Below are 14,882 nucleotides of genomic sequence, written 5' to 3' on the forward strand. Positions count from 1 at the left end.
CCGATCATGAGGCGGTCACGCACGCCGCTTATGCTGCCGTGCCCGGGTATCGCTTTTACCGGGATAACCGCGTTATCTCATTACCGTGCCGGTGGCACACCCTCATCCTTCACCGTTTGAGAGTCAGCATGATGAAAGAATTGAAAATCGCAACCAGCGCCAGCCTGGTCGCCACCATTGAGACGCTGCGCCAGATCGTGCGCGTAGAGCAGACGGACTACACCGACGTGGCGGCGGTGGTGGTGTCGGTCGCCGACGTGGACGCCGGCATTCTGGCGCGCTTGCAGGCGACGGGGTTCGATATTCCGACCTTCGTGGCGGTGGAAGGGGACGAGCATCTTTCCCCGGATTATCTGCCGTTTGTCAGCGGGGTCTTTGCGCTGCTGGCCGGCGCCAGCAAGCCATTCTACATGGCGCAGTTGGAGGCCGCCGCCGACGCCTACGAGCAGGCGCTGCTGCCGCCGTTCTTCAAAACGCTGAAGACCTACGTCGAGATGGAGAATTCGACCTTTGCGTGTCCAGGACATCAGGGCGGCGAGTTCTTCCGCAAGCACCCGGCCGGCCGGCAGTTTTTCGATTTCTACGGTGAAACCCTTTTCCGTTCCGACATGTGCAACGCCGACGTTAAGCTGGGCGATCTGCTGATCCACGAAGGCTCGGCCAAGGATGCGCAAAAGCATGCGGCGCGGGTGTTCAACGCCGATAAAACCTACTTCGTGCTCAACGGCACCTCGGCGGCCAACAAGGTGGTGACCAACGCGCTGCTGACCCGTGGCGATCTGGTGCTGTTCGATCGCAACAACCACAAATCCAATCACCACGGGGCGCTGATCCAGGCCGGCGCCACGCCGGTGTATCTGGAAACCGCCCGCAACCCGTTCGGCTTTATCGGCGGCATCGATGCGCGCTGCTTCGACGAGCGCTACCTGCGCGAGCAGATCCGCGAGGTGGCGCCGGAGAAAGCCGCGGCGGCGCGGCCGTTCCGGCTGGCGATCATTCAGCTTGGCACCTACGACGGCACGATTTACAACGCTCGCCAGGTGATCGACACCATCGGCCACCTGTGCGATTACATCCTGTTCGACTCCGCCTGGGTGGGCTACGAAGGTTTTATCCCGATGCTGAAAGAGTGTTCGCCGCTGCTGCTGGAGCTGGACGAGCACGATCCGGGCATCTTCGTCACCCAGTCGGTGCATAAACAGCAGGCGGGGTTCTCGCAGACGTCGCAGATCCATAAGAAAGACGACCATATCAAAGGGCAAAAGCGCCACTGCAACCATAAGCATCTGAACAATGCGTTCATGCTGCATGCGTCGACCAGCCCGTTCTATCCGCTGTTCGCCGCGCTGGACGTCAACGCCAAGATGCATGCCGGCCCCGCCGGGCGCCGCATGTGGATGGACTGCGTCAAGCTGGGCATCGAGACGCGCAAACAGCTGCTCACGCGCTGCTCGCAGCTGAAGCCGTTTATTCCGCTGCAGGTGGCGGGCAAGGACTGGCAGGATTACGATACCGATCTGATCGCCAACGACGCGCGCTTCTTCACCTTCGTACCGGGGGAGACGTGGCACGGCTTCGAAGGCTATGCCCAGGATCAGTATCTGGTGGATCCGTGCAAGCTGCTGCTGACCACGCCGGGGATTGACGCCGCGACCGGCCAATACACCGAGTTCGGCGTGCCGGCCACCATTCTGGCCAACTTCCTGCGCGAGAACGGCATCGTGCCGGAGAAGTGCGATCTCAACTCGATCCTGTTCCTGCTGACCCCGGCGGAGAACCCGGCCAAGATGGAACAGCTGGTGGAGATGCTGGCGCAGTTCGAACGCTATGTCGAAGAGGATGCGCCGCTGAGCGTGGTGCTGCCGACGGTGTACCGCAAGAACGAGCAGCGTTACCGCGGCTACAGCATTCGCCGGCTGTGCCAGGAGATGCACGATCTGTACGTCAGCTTTGACGTTAAGCAGCTGCAAAAGGAGATGTTCCGTCAGGATCATTTCCCGCCGGTGGTGATGAACCCGCAGGACGCCAACGTGGAGTTTATCCGCGACAACGTCGAGCTGGTGCCGATCGGCCAGGCGGAAGGGCGCATCGCGGCGGAAGGGGCCCTGCCGTATCCGCCGGGCGTGCTGTGCGTGGTGCCGGGCGAAGTGTGGGGCGGCGCGGTGCAGCGCTACTTCCTGGCGCTCGAGGAGGGCATCAACCGCCTGCCGGGCTTCTCGCCGGAGCTGCAGGGGGTCTACATCGAGAAAAAAGATCACGGCTGGAAGCGCATCTTCGGCTATATGATCAAGCCATGAAAAAAGGGCCGGTTCGCACCGGCCCTTCTTCTATCCACGCGGGAAGCGCTACTTTCTGCGGTAGCTCTTCTGCGCGGTATTCACTTTCACCAGATAGCGGCGCGACTCGGCGGCCGGGTGCTTGGTGGTCAGCGTTTGATACACGTCGCCCGGCTGCATGCCGTTGATGATGCCCACCGCGCGCGTTCTGTCGCTGGAGAACACCCGCAGCACGCTGCCGGCGCCGCCGTTGTAAGCGGTGATCACCGCATAGCGGCGCGAGGTCGGGTTCTGAATGCCGCCCAGGTAGTTGTTCTGCAGGATCGCCAGGTAGGCGGTGCCGGTATCGATGTTGTTCTCCGGATCGAACAGGTAGCTGCGGCTCGGGGTGCCCCATTTGCCGCGCATCTGGAACACATCCTTACCGGCGGTGTGCTGCACCACCTGCATCAGGCCCAGCGCGTCCGAACCGCTCACCGCATACGGGTTGAAGCTCGATTCGGTCTGCATGATAGCCAGGATCAGCGACTCGTCCACACCATATTTTTCCGACGCCTTGCGCACCATCGGCAGATATTTATGCGCACGTTTGTCCAGGTGGTTCGGCACCAGTTGGATGGTGACCGAGTAGATGACGTGCAGGCCGGAGGTGCGTTTTTGCAGCTTGGTCTGCAGCAGGTAATCGGCGAAGTGCGCCGCGCGCCATTCCCAGCGGATCGGCGCCCCTTTGTTATCCAGCACCTGGCCGTACAGGAACGGCTCTTTGCTGATCTGGATATCGTTGGCGTCGGAATAGAGGTCGATCGAACCCGGATCGTCACCCATCAGCAGCGTGCTGATGATCGCCTGGCGCAGGTGCGCGGCCGGATCGGTGGTGGCGATGGTCTCGACGGTGATGGCGCCGGTGTCGAAGTTGATGTGGCTGCGGGTTTGGTATTGGTCGGTGTACTTGACGTAGTCTTTCGGCCCGGCGATCAGAACTTCGTTCAGACCCCAGATGTTCTCGATGTTGTGGGCGAATTGGCCCATCAGAATGTCGAAGCCGTTGGTGTCTTTGATCCAGGCTTCGTTGATTTCTTCACTTTTTTTGCCGGAACAGGAGATCAGCAAAGGCGCTATTACGAGCAAAGCTAAAATTTTCTTCATCTTAAAGCCGTTTGGAAGAAGTATAAGAGGATTGAAGCGGGCCAGCGCCTGGCCCCAACAGCGTTATTCGCTCGGCGGCGTATAGCCTTCGATGTGCACGTCGTGCCCTTCGAACAGGAATTTGATCATTTCCTCTTCCAGCAGTTTGCGGTCATCCACGTTCATCATGTTCAGCTTCTTCTCGTTGATCAGCATGGTCTGCTTCTTCATCCACTCGCCCCAGGCTTCCTTGGAGATCTCGTTGTAGATGCGCTTGCCGACGTCGCCGGGATAAAGCTGGAAGTCCTGGCCTTCGGCGTCGCGTTGAAGGAAAGTACAAAAAATGGTGCGGCTCATGCTAATTCCTCATCGATGGCGCTATCGCCATATAAGTTTTGTTGGATCGGGGGCTGCTTCGCCAGCTGTTGCAACAGGCGGTCCACCGGCGCTGCCAGCCCGACCGACGGCGGCTGCGCTAAGTTATACCAGAGACCCGCGCCCTCATCCATGCCGCTGCCCGCCGCGTCGAGCGACAGCCACATCGGCACGATATCGAGATGGAAATGGCTGAACGTGTGGCGAAACGCGGTCAGCTGTTCCAGGCGCTTGCCTTTCAGACCGCGCTGCTGCAGCCAGAGTTCCAAATCCACGCGCGCGCTGAACTGCGGGAAGCAGAACAGGCCGCCCCACAGGCCCACCGCCGGGCGCTGCTCCAGCCACACGCGGTCGCCGTGCTGCAGCAATAAGAAGTAGGCGGTTTTTTCCGGCAGGGTCTGCTTGGGCTTCTTGCCGGGGTAGTTGGCCCAGCTGTGGTTGGCGTAAGACAGGCAGCCGACGTTGAGCGGGCAGAGCTCACACTTGGGCTTGGAGCGGGTGCAGACCATGGCGCCCAGATCCATCATCGCCTGGTTGAACTGGCCGACGCCCTGGGCCGGGGTGACTTCTTCGCTGATTTTCCACAGCCGGTTTTCGACCTCTTTTTTGCCCGGCCAGCCTTCCACCGCGTAGCAGCGAGCCAGCACGCGCTTCACGTTGCCGTCGAGGATCGGATAGTGTTGGCCCAGCGCCAACGACAGCACCGCGCCGGCGGTGGAACGGCCGACGCCCGGTAAATCGGCGATTTCTGCGAAGGTTGTCGGGAACTCGCCGCCGTGCTGTGCGACAATGGTCTGCGCCGCTTTGTGCAAGTTACGGGCGCGGGCGTAATAGCCGAGGCCGGTCCACAGATGCAGCACTTCGTCCAGCGGGGCCTCCGCCAGCGCGCGCACGTTGGGAAAACGGGCCATAAAGCGCTGAAAATAAGGAATGACGGTGGCAACCTGGGTCTGTTGCAACATCACTTCGGAGAGCCATACTTGATAGGCGGTTTTCTCCAGCTGCCATGGCAGGGTTTTGCGGCCGTAGCGCTGGTACCAGTCAAGCACCACCTGTGCGAATTGTTGTGCTTGCATCATGAAGAGTCGTTATCCGGCAGAAAATGAAGCGAGATTGCAGCATAGAGTCATGATGCTGTAAACCGGAACTTTCCGACGCCGCACGGCGGGTACAGAAGATGAACACTTGCTAAACCAATGTATCTTTGCATAATGCGCGTTTCCCTAATTGGCAGCCAAACAGACAGAAAGCACTATGATTAATGACGTCATCTCCCCGGAATTTGATGAGAACGGCCGCGCGATGCGCCGTATCCGCAGTTTTGTCCGCCGCCAGGGGCGGCTGACCAAAGGCCAGCAGCACGCGCTGGAGAACTATTGGCCGGTGATGGGCGTGGAGTATCAGGCTGACGCTGTCGATCTCGCCGCGCTGTTCGGCCGCGAAGCGCCGACGGTGCTGGAGATCGGTTTTGGCATGGGCGCCTCGCTGGTGACCATGGCGGGCAACAACCCGCAGCAGAACTTTTTAGGGATCGAAGTACACTCGCCGGGCGTGGGCGCCTGCCTGGCCGACGCCCACGAGGCGAAGCTGAGCAACCTGCGCGTAATGTGCCACGATGCGGTTGAAGTGCTGGAAAACATGATCCCGGACGGCTCGCTGGACATGGTGCAGCTGTTCTTCCCCGATCCTTGGCACAAGGCGCGCCACAACAAGCGCCGCATCGTGCAAACGCCGTTTGTCGAACTGGTGCTGCGCAAGCTGAAGACCGGCGGCGTCTTCCACATGGCCACCGATTGGCAACCTTATGCGGAACATATGTTAGAGGTTATGAACGGGGTCGCAGGCTACCGTAATCTTTCCAGCGATAATGATTATGTGCCGCGTCCGGATTCGCGCCCACTGACGAAATTTGAATTACGCGGCCAGCGCCTGGGACATGGCGTTTGGGACTTGATGTTTGAGAGGAAAGAATAATGGCTAAGAACCGCAGTCGTCGTTTACGTAAAAAGTTGCACATTGAAGAATTTCAGGAGTTGGGTTTCTCCGTAGCCTGGCGCTTCGCCGAAGGCACGTCGGTGGAAGATATCGACAGCACGCTGGATACCTTCATCGATGAAGTGATCGAGCCGAACGGTCTGGCGTTTGACGGCAGCGGCTACCTGCAGTGGGAAGGTCTGATCTGCCTGCAGAAGATCGGCCACTGCACCGACGAGCATCGCGAACTGGTGAAAAACTGGCTGGAAGCGCGCAAACTGACCGACGTTAAGGTCAGCGATCTGTTCGATATCTGGTGGGATTGATCGCGCTTGCCCGATGAGCGCGGCTTCGCGCCGCTTATTTCCCCCTAAATAATTGGATTCGCATCACGGCGGCAAGAGGGTGAGTCCCCAGGAGCTTACTTCAGTAAGTGACTGGGGTGAGCGCTCGCAGCCAACACAGATGCGGATTCAAGTATGACGGGGATGGATTTAAGGTGCCTTAACGGCGCCTTTGTTTTGCCCGGAGTGTGACCGAGGTGGTAACAACATTGGATAACGCGTTGCTGGAAGAGATCCTGCAACAGGTGCGCCCGCTGATTGGCCAGGGAAAAGTGGCCGACTACATCCCGGCGTTGGCGGAAGTGCCCGCCGATCGGCTGGCGATCGCCGTGTGTACGGTGGATGGCGAACTGTTCCAGGCCGGCGACGCCGCGGAGCGCTTCTCCATCCAGTCGATCTCCAAAGTGCTGAGTCTGACGCTGGCGCTGACGCGCTATCAGGAGCATGAGATCTGGCGGCGCGTCGGCAAAGAGCCTTCCGGCCTGCCGTTCAATTCGCTGCTGCAGCTGGAGATGGAGCAGGGCAAACCGCGCAATCCGTTTATCAACCCCGGCGCGCTGGTGGTGTGCGACATGCTGCAAACCCGGCTCAGCGCCCCCAAACAGCGTATGCTGGAGGTGGTGCGTCAGTTGGCCGGTGAAGACGACCTGGCCTATGATCTGCGGGTGGCGCGCTCCGAGTTCGAACACTCCGATCGCAATGCGGCCATCGCCTATCTGATGAAATCGTTCGGCAACTTCGAAAACGACGTCATCACCGTGCTGCAAACCTATTTCCACTACTGCGCGCTGCGCATGAGCTGCGTGGAACTGGCGCGCAGCTTCGTCTATCTGGCCAATCACGGTCGCGATCTCAGCGGCGAGGTGGTGATCAGCCCGCTGCAGGCGCGGCAGATCAACGCCCTGATGATGACCAGCGGCATGTACGACGGCGCCGGCGAATTCGCCTATCGGGTGGGGATGCCGGGCAAGTCCGGCGTGGGCGGCGGCATCGTGGCCATCGTGCCGGACGAACTGTCGATCGTCGTTTGGTCGCCGGAGCTGGATGCTTCCGGCAACTCGCTGGCGGGAACTGCGGCGCTGGAACTGTTGTCTCAACGTATCGGTCGTTCGATTTTTTAATCCCAGTCTGGATGGGAGTCAGGAGAAGCTATGTTGAAGAAAACCGGGTTAGCCTTACTGCTGCTGGCGGCGACTGCCGCGCAGGCCCACGCCGAGTACCAGTGCAGCGTTAAACCCCAGGACGATGTGATCATCAGCCCGCAGAGCGTGCAGGTGAAAGGCGCCAGCGGCGATCTGCAAATATCGCCGGATGGCGACGTGATCCGCAACGGCCAGGCGCTGAGCTTGAACGACAGCCAGCGGCAGAAAGCCTTCAGTTACCAGAGCGCCTTGCGCAAACAGCTGCCGTGGATCGACGACGGCGCGCAGAAACACCTGGAGAAAGCCCGCGCAGCGCTGGATAAAGTGATCGTTAAAGAGCTGGGCAGCAACAGTAACGTGCGCAACCGGCTGACCACCCTGAATGGCCAACTGAAACAGCAGATGAACCGCATCATCGAGCACCGCAGCGACGGCCTGACCTTCCACCACAAGGCGATCGACCAGGTGGAGCAGGACGGCCGCAACATCGTGCAGCAGAGCATGGGCGGCGTGCTGCAGGACAGCCTGAACGAGATGGGCGTCAAACAGGCCGCCAACAGCGGCGGCAACCCGCTGCAGGCGATCATGGGCAATTTGGGCGGCTTGCAGAAGGCGATCCAGAACGAATGGAACAACCAGGAACAGGACTTCCAGAACTTCGGTCATGACGTGTGCAACCGCGTCACCGCACTGGAAACCCAGCGCAAGGATCTGCTGAAGGCGTTGAAGTAACGGATAGGCATAGCCGCCGTGCGTTCTTTGACCTCACGACGGCTATCTGAGAAACTGGCTAAACTATAATCAATCGGCAAAAGGATTTTGCATTGATGCCAGTGATATTCCGTTATAAAGGCTATAGGTTCTTTTTTTATTCGAATGAGGGTGACCCGCTTGAGCCGCCGCATGTTCATATCAGAGACGCTGAGGCTGAAGCGAAATTTTGGTTGGTTCCTGGCGTGCAGTTGGCGCGTAATGATGGCTTTAACGCCAGAACGCTAAAAGAGTTGGCTGGTCTGGTTGATACCTATCAGGCATTGTTTTTGGAGGCTTGGCATGAGTATTTCGGCTAAACGCGTCAGCTTTGACGATACGACGATGTGGGTCGAACTAAGTGACGCCAGAATTATTGGCGTGCCGCTGGCCTGGTTTCCCCGTTTGTTGAACGCGACGGAAGAACAGCGGGCGGGGTATGAGCTCAGCGCTCGCGGCATCCATTGGGACGCGTTGGACGAGGATGTTTCCGTTGAGGGATTGCTGAAGGGGCGTGGCGACGTGACGCATCGCCCTCATAATGCCGCCTGAACATGAAAAAAAGCGCTGATCATTCAGCGCTTTTTTTTACTCGTCGTCCGCCAGGAACAGTTCCAGCAGCGAGTTGAGGAACAGTTTGCCCTTCTCGGTGATCTGCCAGTGCTCCGCGGTTTCTTCCAGATAGCCTTTGGCCAGCGCTTCGTCCAGCTGCGGGCGAATGACGCTTTCCGCCAGCCCGGTGTAGTTGGCGAAGTCGGCGCGCGGCGCGGCTTCCAGCAAGCGGAAGCGGTTCATGAAGAATTCGAACGGCCGATCCGCCGCCGCCACCTCATGCTGCTTGTCCATGTAGTCGCCGCGCATAAAGCCGCGCGGGTGCTTGGTCTTGGCGGTGCGCAGGATGCGTCCGTCGCTGAAGGTCACCTTGCCGTGCGCGCCGCAGCCGATCCCCAGATAGTCGCCGAAGCGCCAGTAGTTGAGATTGTGCTGGCATTGGTAGCCCGGCTTGGCGTAGGCCGAGGTTTCATACTGCTGATAGCCGGCGGCGCTCAGCAACTGGTGGCCGCGCTCGAAGATGTCCCACAGCGCATCGTCGTCCGGCAAAACCGGCGGGCGCGAGCTGAACAGGGTGTTCGGCTCGATGGTCAGCTGATACCACGACAGGTGCGGCGGATTGAGGGCGATAGCCTGGCGCAGATCGTCCAGCGCCTCTTCCAGCGACTGATCCGGCAGGCCGTGCATCAGATCGAGGTTGAAGCTGCGCAGGCCGAGGCCGGTCGCCAGCGTCGCCGCGCGTTTGGCTTCTTCCGGGCCGTGGATGCGCCCCAGACGGTTCAGCTTCTCGGCGCTGAAGCTTTGCACCCCGATGGAGATGCGGTTGACGCCGGCGCGCTGGTAGCCGCTGAAGCGATCGGCCTCCACGGTGCCGGGATTGGCTTCCATGGTGATTTCGGCGTCGTCGGCGACGCGAATGCGCGCCCGCACGCCGTCCAGCAAGGCTTGCATCGCCTCGGCGCTCAGCAGGCTGGGGGTGCCGCCGCCGATAAAGATAGTGCTGATTTCCCGGCCGCCGGCCAGCGGCAGGTCGGCATCCAGATCCGCCAACAGATGATCGACATACTCCTGATGCGGCACGTCACCCTTCAGCGCATGGGAGTTGAAGTCGCAGTACGGGCATTTCTGCACGCACCACGGGATATGGATGTAGAGACTCAGCGGGGGCAGCTTAAGCATTGCGCATGGCTTCCAACATCAGCTTCAGCGCCTTGCCGCGGTGCGAAATCGCCCGCTTCTCGTCGCGGCTCAGCTCGGCGGCGGTGCGGCCCAGCTCCGGCACGTAGAAGACCGGATCGTAACCGAAACCGCCTTCACCGGCGGCCTGTTCGGTGATTTCGCCGGCCCAGCTGCCGTGGAACACCAGCGGCGTCGGATCTTGCGCATGGCGCAGATAGACCAGCACGCAGTGAAATTGTGCGCCGCGCCGGCCCGGCGCCACGTCTTTCATCGCCGCCAGCAGCTTGTCGAGGTTCTGCCGATCGTCGGCGTCTTCACCGGCGTAGCGCGCGGAGTAGATGCCCGGCGCGCCGCCCAGCGCATCTACCGCCAGACCGGAGTCGTCGGCGATCGCCGGCAGGCCGGTGACCTGTGCCGCATGGCGCGCTTTCAGAATGGCGTTTTCGATAAACGTCAGGCCGGTCTCTTCGGCGGACTCCACGCCCAGATCGGTTTGCGCGACCACGTCCAGGCCGAAATCGGCCAACAGGTCGGCGAGTTCGCGCACTTTGCCCGGGTTACCGGTGGCAAGAACGACTTTTTGCATAATGACTACCTTGAAAATTATTCGATGAGCGCCGCGACCACGGCGGGGATCTGTTGCGGATTCACGATGCGTAACTGTTTATGCCGCCCCAGTTCGCCTTTCTCGATGGTGACGTTGCTTTTCGCCACTTTGAACTGCTTGGCGATAAACTTGATCAAATGGGCGTTGGCTTGACCGTCGACCGGCGGGGCGGTGATGGCGACTTTCAGTTCGTCGCCATGCAAGCCGATAATTTGGTCGCGGCTGGCTTTCGGCTGAATATATAGCCTGATCGCCAGCCCGTCCAGCACGGGAGTGACTGCACTCACAGCAGGAACCAGATCTCGCCGAACACATCCATGCCCAGGTAGTTGATCAGATAGAGGATCAGGATCACTACCATGGCGGAAAAATCGATGCCGCCCATCGCCGGGATGATGCGACGGATCGGCGCCATCAACGGTTCGGTCAGTTGGTACATCACGTAGTCGATCGGGCTGCGGCCTTGGCTTACCCAGCTCATCAGCGCACGAATGATCATCACCCAGAAGATCAGGTAGCCGGCGGACTTGACCAGCGAGATCAGGCCGAACAGCAGGTTATACGGACTAAGCGACAGCGCGTGGCTTTGTATCAGCAGCAGCAGTGGGTACTTGATGGTCATCAGCAGGAACGCCAGCAGCAGCGAAGCGCTGTCGATAGGCCCAAGCGATGGGATGATGCGGCGCAGCGGGCCGACCACCGGTTGGGTGATCTTCACCACAAACTGCGAGAACGGGTTGTAAAAATCGGTGCGCGTCCATTGCATCCAAATGCGCAGCAACAGCACCATCACGTACAGATCAATAACGGTCTTGACCAGGAAAGTCAGCGTTAGCATGAAGTGGTCCTTCTCCTTAACTCGTGGTTATTTAAAATAATTTTTCCATTTCTTGCGCACGGGAAACGGCGGCCTGCATCGCTTGCGCCACGGTTTCCGGCAGTTGGCGTTCGTTGAACACCCGCAGCGCTTCGGCGGTGGTGCCGCCTTTGGAGGTCACCTGCTCGCGCAGCGTGCCCAGCGGCGTATCCGGGTTGGCTTCAACCAGCGCGGCGGCGCCGGAAGCGGCCTGCTGCACCAGATCGCGCGCGGTCTGGCTGTCGAAGCCCATGCGTTCGGCCTCTTTTTGCATCGCTTCCATAAACAGGAAGAAATAAGCCGGGGCGCTGCCCGCAGCGGCGATCACGCCGTTGATGCCATTTTCGTCATCTACCCAGCAAACTTTACCGACTGAGGCCATTAAATCGCCGGTGTAGTCGCGATCCTGTTGGCTGACCTGCGCCGGCGCGTACAGCCCGCTCATGCCCTTGCCGACCAGCGACGGGGTGTTGGGCATGATGCGCACGATGTCCAGTTGGTCGCCGAGCAACTGATAGAAACGGCTGACCTGAATGCCGGCGGCGATCGACAGCACCAGTTTGCCGCCGAAATCGACCTGTTCGCGCAGCGGCTGACACACGTCGGCCATCATTTGCGGTTTGACCGCCAGCACCACGACGTCGGCTTCACGCGCGCAGGCGACGTTGTCGCCGCTGCTGACGATGCCGTAGTCCGCCGCCAGCGCGTCACGGTTTTTCGGCGAAGGGGCGCAGACGCTGATGGATTTGGCCGGATAGCCGCCCGCGACCAGGCCGGCGATGATTGCACGCGCCATGTTGCCGGCGCCGATAAAGGTAATCTTGCGATGTTGCATCAAATCCCTCGTCTGTTTGTCAGGCCTGCGAGTAGTCGCGGGCGCCAAAAATTGCGGTGCCGATGCGCACCAGGGTGCTGCCTGCGGCGATCGCCGCCGCCATATCGTCCGTCATGCCCATCGACAGCGTATCGGCCTGCGGATAACGCTGACGCAGGGCGAGAAATGCGTCGTTCATCCGGCTGAATACCGCCAACTGCCGCTGATAATCCGTTTCCGGCGCCGGGATGGCCATCAGGCCGCGCAGCGCCAGATTCGGCAGCGCCGCGATCGCGTCGGCCAACGCCGGTAGTTCGTTCAACGCGATGCCGGATTTGCTCTGCTCATCGCTGATGTTGATTTGAATCAACACGTTGAGCGGCGGCATGTCGGCCGGGCGCTGATCGCTCAGGCGCTGGGCGATGCGCAGCCGATCCACGGTATGACACCAGGCGAAATGTTCCGCCACCAGCCGACTCTTATTGGATTGCAGCGGGCCGATAAAGTGCCACACCAACTCACCGCCCTGCGGCGACTCGGCGAAATGCCGGATCTTGTCTACCCCTTCCTGCACGTAGTTCTCGCCGAAGGCGCGCTGGCCGGCGGCGATGGCTTCTTCGATCGCCGCCACAGGTTTGGTTTTGCTGACTGCAAGCAGAGCAACGTCTTCCGGCGCCCGCGCGCAGTTTTGCGCGGCGGCCGCGATGCGGTTTCTGACATCCTGCAGGTTCTGTTGGATAGTGCTCATTATTGACCCGGGAGAGTGATATGGATATCGATGAATTCGTGGCCCTTAGTGTAAAGCATAATGCTTCCGATCTGCACCTTTGTGCCGGTCATCCGCCGATGTTGCGCATCGACGGTGAACTGCAACCGCTGGCGGCGGCGCAAACGCTGACGGCGCAAGGCGCGCAGGCCCTCTGCGATGGATTGCTGAATGCGCAACAGCGCGAGAGCCTGCGGCGGCTGGGGCAGGTCGATCTGGCGTTGCACAGGCCGGGCGGGGAGCGGTTGCGCGCCAACGTTTTTCAACAAAGCGCGGGGATTTCTCTCGCGTTGCGGCGTATCGCCGGGCAATCGCCTTCGCTTGCCGAGCTGGCGGCGCCGGCCATCGTCCCGGCGCTGCTGCGGCGCGCCGACGGATTGATCCTGATCACCGGCGCCACCGGCAGCGGCAAGTCCACCACGCTGGCGGCGATGATCGACGAGATCAACCGGCACCAGCAGCGGCATATTTTGACGCTGGAAGATCCGATCGAGTTCCTGCATCGCAGCCGGCGATCGCTGATCCAGCAGCGGGAGATCGGCCGCGACAGCCACAGCTTCGATGCGGCGTTGCGCGCCGCGCTGCGCGAAGATCCGGATGTGATCCTGCTGGGCGAGCTGCGCGATACCGCCACCATCCGGCTGGCGCTCACTGCGGCGGAGACCGGCCACCTGGTGCTGACGACGCTGCATACCCGCAGCGCGCCGCAGGCGGTAGAACGGCTGGTGGACGTGTTTCCGGCGGAAGAGAAACCCTATGTGCGCGCCCAGCTGGCGGGCAGCCTGCAAGCGGTGATCGCGCAAAAGCTGATGAGGCGCCCCGGCGGCGGACGAGTGGCGATCTTTGAAGTGCTGACGGCGACGGCGGCGGTCAGCAACCTGATCCGTGAAGGGAAAACGCATCAGTTGGCGAGCGTGTTGCAAACCGGCGCGCAGTCCGGCATGCAAACCTTTGAGCAAGGTTTGCAGCAGCGGATCGACGCCGGTGTGTTGGGGGACTGCGCGGGGGAGGGAACGGGCGTTTAGCCCAGCTGCCGTTCGAACCAGCTTTCGAGGATAACCACCGCGGAGGCGGAATCCACGCTGCCTTTATCAAGCGCGCGGAAGCCGCCGCGATCGAACAGGTTGGCGCGCGCCTCCACGGTGCTCAGACGCTCGTCATGCAGATCGATCTGGATGCCGAAGCGGCCGTGCAGGCGGTTGGCGAACTTGCGCGCCTGGGCGGTAACGGGCTGTTCGGTGCCGTCCATGTTCAGCGGCAGGCCGACCACCACCAAATCCGGCTGCCACTCCTTCAGCAGTTTTTCGATTTTCAGCCAGTCCGGCGAACCGTCCTGCGCTTTGAAAGCCGGCAGGGCGCGGGCGCTGCCGGTCAACTCCTGGCCGACGGCCGCGCCGATGCTTTTGGTGCCAAAGTCGAAGGCGATAATGGTGCGGTTACTCATCAGGCGTGTCCTGCGTGGTTGGCGATGCTGCGAATGTCGATACCCAAAAGGTTCCCCGCCTCGCGCCAGCGGCTGGCGATCGGCGTGCGGAACAAAATGTCGGTGTTGGCTTCGATGGTCAGCCAGGCGTTTTCCAATACTTCCTGCTCCAACTGGCCCTTCTCCCAACCCGCATAACCCAGCGCCACCAGCACGTCGTCCGGTTGCTCCGGCGTGCCGAGCGTTTCCAGCACGTCTTTCGAGGTGGTGATCATGGTGTTGGGGGAAATTTGAATGCTGGCGCCAAAGCCGTGGCGCGGCGTATGCAGGATAAATCCGCGATCGTCCGCCAGGGGGCCGCCGGCGAACACCGGCTTGTCCAGGCTGATGGCCGGATCGCGCGCAGGCGGCATGATCTTCAGCTTGCTCAGCACCGTGGCTACCGTGAACTGCTCCACCGGTTTATTGATCACCAAACCCATGGCGCCTTCTTCATTGTGCTCGCAAATGTAAATCACCGAGCGCTTGAAGCGAGGATCCTGCAGCGTTGGCATGGCGATCAGAAAATGGTGCTGTAAATTCATGGCGTTAGTATAAGGTAATCAATGGGTGAGAAAATAAACAGCCGCCAGTATGCGGCTATACCCGCCGCCTTTCAAGCCGCTGCCGGAAAGGCGGGCTTTGGCGGGCGCGATACAG

The 14,882-nt window shown here is 60.7% G+C and carries 19 protein-coding genes; 8 read left to right on the top strand and 11 right to left on the bottom strand.

Annotation, left to right across the window (positions count from 1 at the left end):
* Positions 1–131: 131 nt before the first annotated feature.
* Positions 132–2,297 carry an ornithine decarboxylase SpeF gene (gene speF, locus ITX55_RS12305; protein ID WP_072626992.1) on the top strand — a complete coding sequence of 722 codons (2,166 nt, stop codon included), beginning with the start codon at positions 132–134 and terminating at the stop codon, positions 2,295–2,297.
* Positions 2,298–2,345: 48 nt separating this feature from the next.
* Here the strand turns inward: speF and mltC are convergent, their stop codons facing one another.
* The 3 genes from mltC to mutY form a co-directional block, all read right to left on the bottom strand.
* Positions 2,346–3,422, bottom strand: coding sequence for a membrane-bound lytic murein transglycosylase MltC (gene mltC, locus ITX55_RS12310; RefSeq protein ID WP_033644661.1), 1,077 nt, complete (start codon positions 3,420–3,422; stop codon positions 2,346–2,348).
* A gap of 63 nt (positions 3,423–3,485) precedes the next feature.
* On the bottom strand, positions 3,486–3,758 hold the full coding sequence (locus ITX55_RS12315; RefSeq protein WP_004937404.1) for an oxidative damage protection protein: 273 nt from the start codon (positions 3,756–3,758) through the stop codon (positions 3,486–3,488).
* Positions 3,755–4,855 (bottom strand): A/G-specific adenine glycosylase, encoded by a 1,101-nt coding sequence (gene mutY / locus ITX55_RS12320; RefSeq protein ID WP_004937408.1) that lies wholly within the window; start codon positions 4,853–4,855, stop codon positions 3,755–3,757. The genes ITX55_RS12315 and mutY overlap by 4 nt, the downstream gene beginning before the upstream one ends.
* Before the next feature lie 175 nt (positions 4,856–5,030).
* Between mutY and trmB the strand changes: the two genes are divergently transcribed.
* The 6 genes from trmB (at position 5,031) to ITX55_RS12350 (ending at position 8,538) form a co-directional block, all read left to right on the top strand.
* Entirely contained in the window at positions 5,031–5,750 is a 720-nt protein-coding gene (trmB, locus tag ITX55_RS12325; RefSeq protein WP_004937410.1) for a tRNA (guanosine(46)-N7)-methyltransferase TrmB, read from the top strand.
* On the top strand, positions 5,750–6,076 hold the full coding sequence (locus tag ITX55_RS12330; RefSeq protein ID WP_004937412.1) for a YggL family protein: 327 nt from the start codon (positions 5,750–5,752) through the stop codon (positions 6,074–6,076). The genes trmB and ITX55_RS12330 overlap by 1 nt, the downstream gene beginning before the upstream one ends.
* Positions 6,077–6,291: 215 nt before the next feature.
* Entirely contained in the window at positions 6,292–7,215 is a 924-nt protein-coding gene (glsB, locus tag ITX55_RS12335; protein WP_108682351.1) for a glutaminase B, read from the top strand.
* Positions 7,216–7,245: 30 nt separating this feature from the next.
* Entirely contained in the window at positions 7,246–7,968 is a 723-nt protein-coding gene (locus ITX55_RS12340; RefSeq protein ID WP_015379052.1) for a DUF2884 domain-containing protein, read from the top strand.
* A gap of 95 nt (positions 7,969–8,063) precedes the next feature.
* The gene (locus tag ITX55_RS12345) at positions 8,064–8,306 is read left to right on the top strand and encodes a DUF4160 domain-containing protein (RefSeq protein WP_004937418.1); all 243 of its coding nucleotides are present in this window, start codon (positions 8,064–8,066) and stop codon (positions 8,304–8,306) included.
* On the top strand, positions 8,290–8,538 hold the full coding sequence (locus ITX55_RS12350; RefSeq protein WP_025304253.1) for a DUF2442 domain-containing protein: 249 nt from the start codon (positions 8,290–8,292) through the stop codon (positions 8,536–8,538). The genes ITX55_RS12345 and ITX55_RS12350 overlap by 17 nt, the downstream gene beginning before the upstream one ends.
* A 36-nt stretch (positions 8,539–8,574) precedes the next feature.
* Here the strand turns inward: ITX55_RS12350 and hemW are convergent, their stop codons facing one another.
* Genes hemW through ITX55_RS12380 form a run of 6 tightly spaced genes read right to left on the bottom strand, consistent with a single transcriptional unit; the run spans position 8,575 to position 12,742 of the window.
* The gene (gene hemW, locus ITX55_RS12355) at positions 8,575–9,717 is read right to left on the bottom strand and encodes a radical SAM family heme chaperone HemW (protein WP_089192250.1); all 1,143 of its coding nucleotides are present in this window, start codon (positions 9,715–9,717) and stop codon (positions 8,575–8,577) included.
* Positions 9,710–10,303, bottom strand: a complete 594-nt coding sequence (locus tag ITX55_RS12360) for an XTP/dITP diphosphatase (RefSeq protein ID WP_033651321.1) — start codon at positions 10,301–10,303, stop codon at positions 9,710–9,712. Before ITX55_RS12360 ends, hemW begins: the two co-directional genes overlap by 8 nt.
* 17 nt (positions 10,304–10,320) lie before the next feature.
* A complete protein-coding gene (gene yggU / locus ITX55_RS12365; protein WP_004948014.1) occupies positions 10,321–10,611 on the bottom strand; it encodes a DUF167 family protein YggU in 291 nt (96 codons plus the stop codon).
* The gene (locus ITX55_RS12370) at positions 10,608–11,162 is read right to left on the bottom strand and encodes a YggT family protein (protein WP_042785370.1); all 555 of its coding nucleotides are present in this window, start codon (positions 11,160–11,162) and stop codon (positions 10,608–10,610) included. Before ITX55_RS12370 ends, yggU begins: the two co-directional genes overlap by 4 nt.
* A gap of 31 nt (positions 11,163–11,193) precedes the next feature.
* Complete coding sequence (gene proC / locus ITX55_RS12375; RefSeq protein ID WP_033644672.1) at positions 11,194–12,015, bottom strand: pyrroline-5-carboxylate reductase; 822 nt, start codon at positions 12,013–12,015, stop codon at positions 11,194–11,196.
* 19 nt (positions 12,016–12,034) lie between these two features.
* Positions 12,035–12,742 (bottom strand): YggS family pyridoxal phosphate-dependent enzyme, encoded by a 708-nt coding sequence (locus tag ITX55_RS12380; RefSeq protein WP_042785369.1) that lies wholly within the window; start codon positions 12,740–12,742, stop codon positions 12,035–12,037.
* 20 nt (positions 12,743–12,762) lie between these two features.
* On the opposite strand from ITX55_RS12380, the gene ITX55_RS12385 reads away from it, so the two are divergent.
* Positions 12,763–13,785 (top strand): type IV pilus twitching motility protein PilT, encoded by a 1,023-nt coding sequence (locus tag ITX55_RS12385; protein ID WP_108681987.1) that lies wholly within the window; start codon positions 12,763–12,765, stop codon positions 13,783–13,785.
* Here the strand turns inward: ITX55_RS12385 and ruvX are convergent.
* Both ruvX and ITX55_RS12395 read right to left on the bottom strand, forming a co-directional pair.
* Positions 13,782–14,204, bottom strand: coding sequence for a Holliday junction resolvase RuvX (ruvX, locus tag ITX55_RS12390; RefSeq protein ID WP_015379046.1), 423 nt, complete (start codon positions 14,202–14,204; stop codon positions 13,782–13,784). The two genes, ITX55_RS12385 and ruvX, sit on opposite strands and share 4 nt — an antisense overlap.
* Positions 14,204–14,767 carry a YqgE/AlgH family protein gene (locus ITX55_RS12395; protein ID WP_004937452.1) on the bottom strand — a complete coding sequence of 188 codons (564 nt, stop codon included), beginning with the start codon at positions 14,765–14,767 and terminating at the stop codon, positions 14,204–14,206. Before ITX55_RS12395 ends, ruvX begins: the two co-directional genes overlap by 1 nt.
* Between the last annotated feature and the right edge of the window lie 115 nt (positions 14,768–14,882).

It is taken from the genome of Serratia sp. EWG9 (assembly GCF_019913725.1).
GTDB lineage: Bacteria > Pseudomonadota > Gammaproteobacteria > Enterobacterales > Enterobacteriaceae > Serratia > Serratia ureilytica.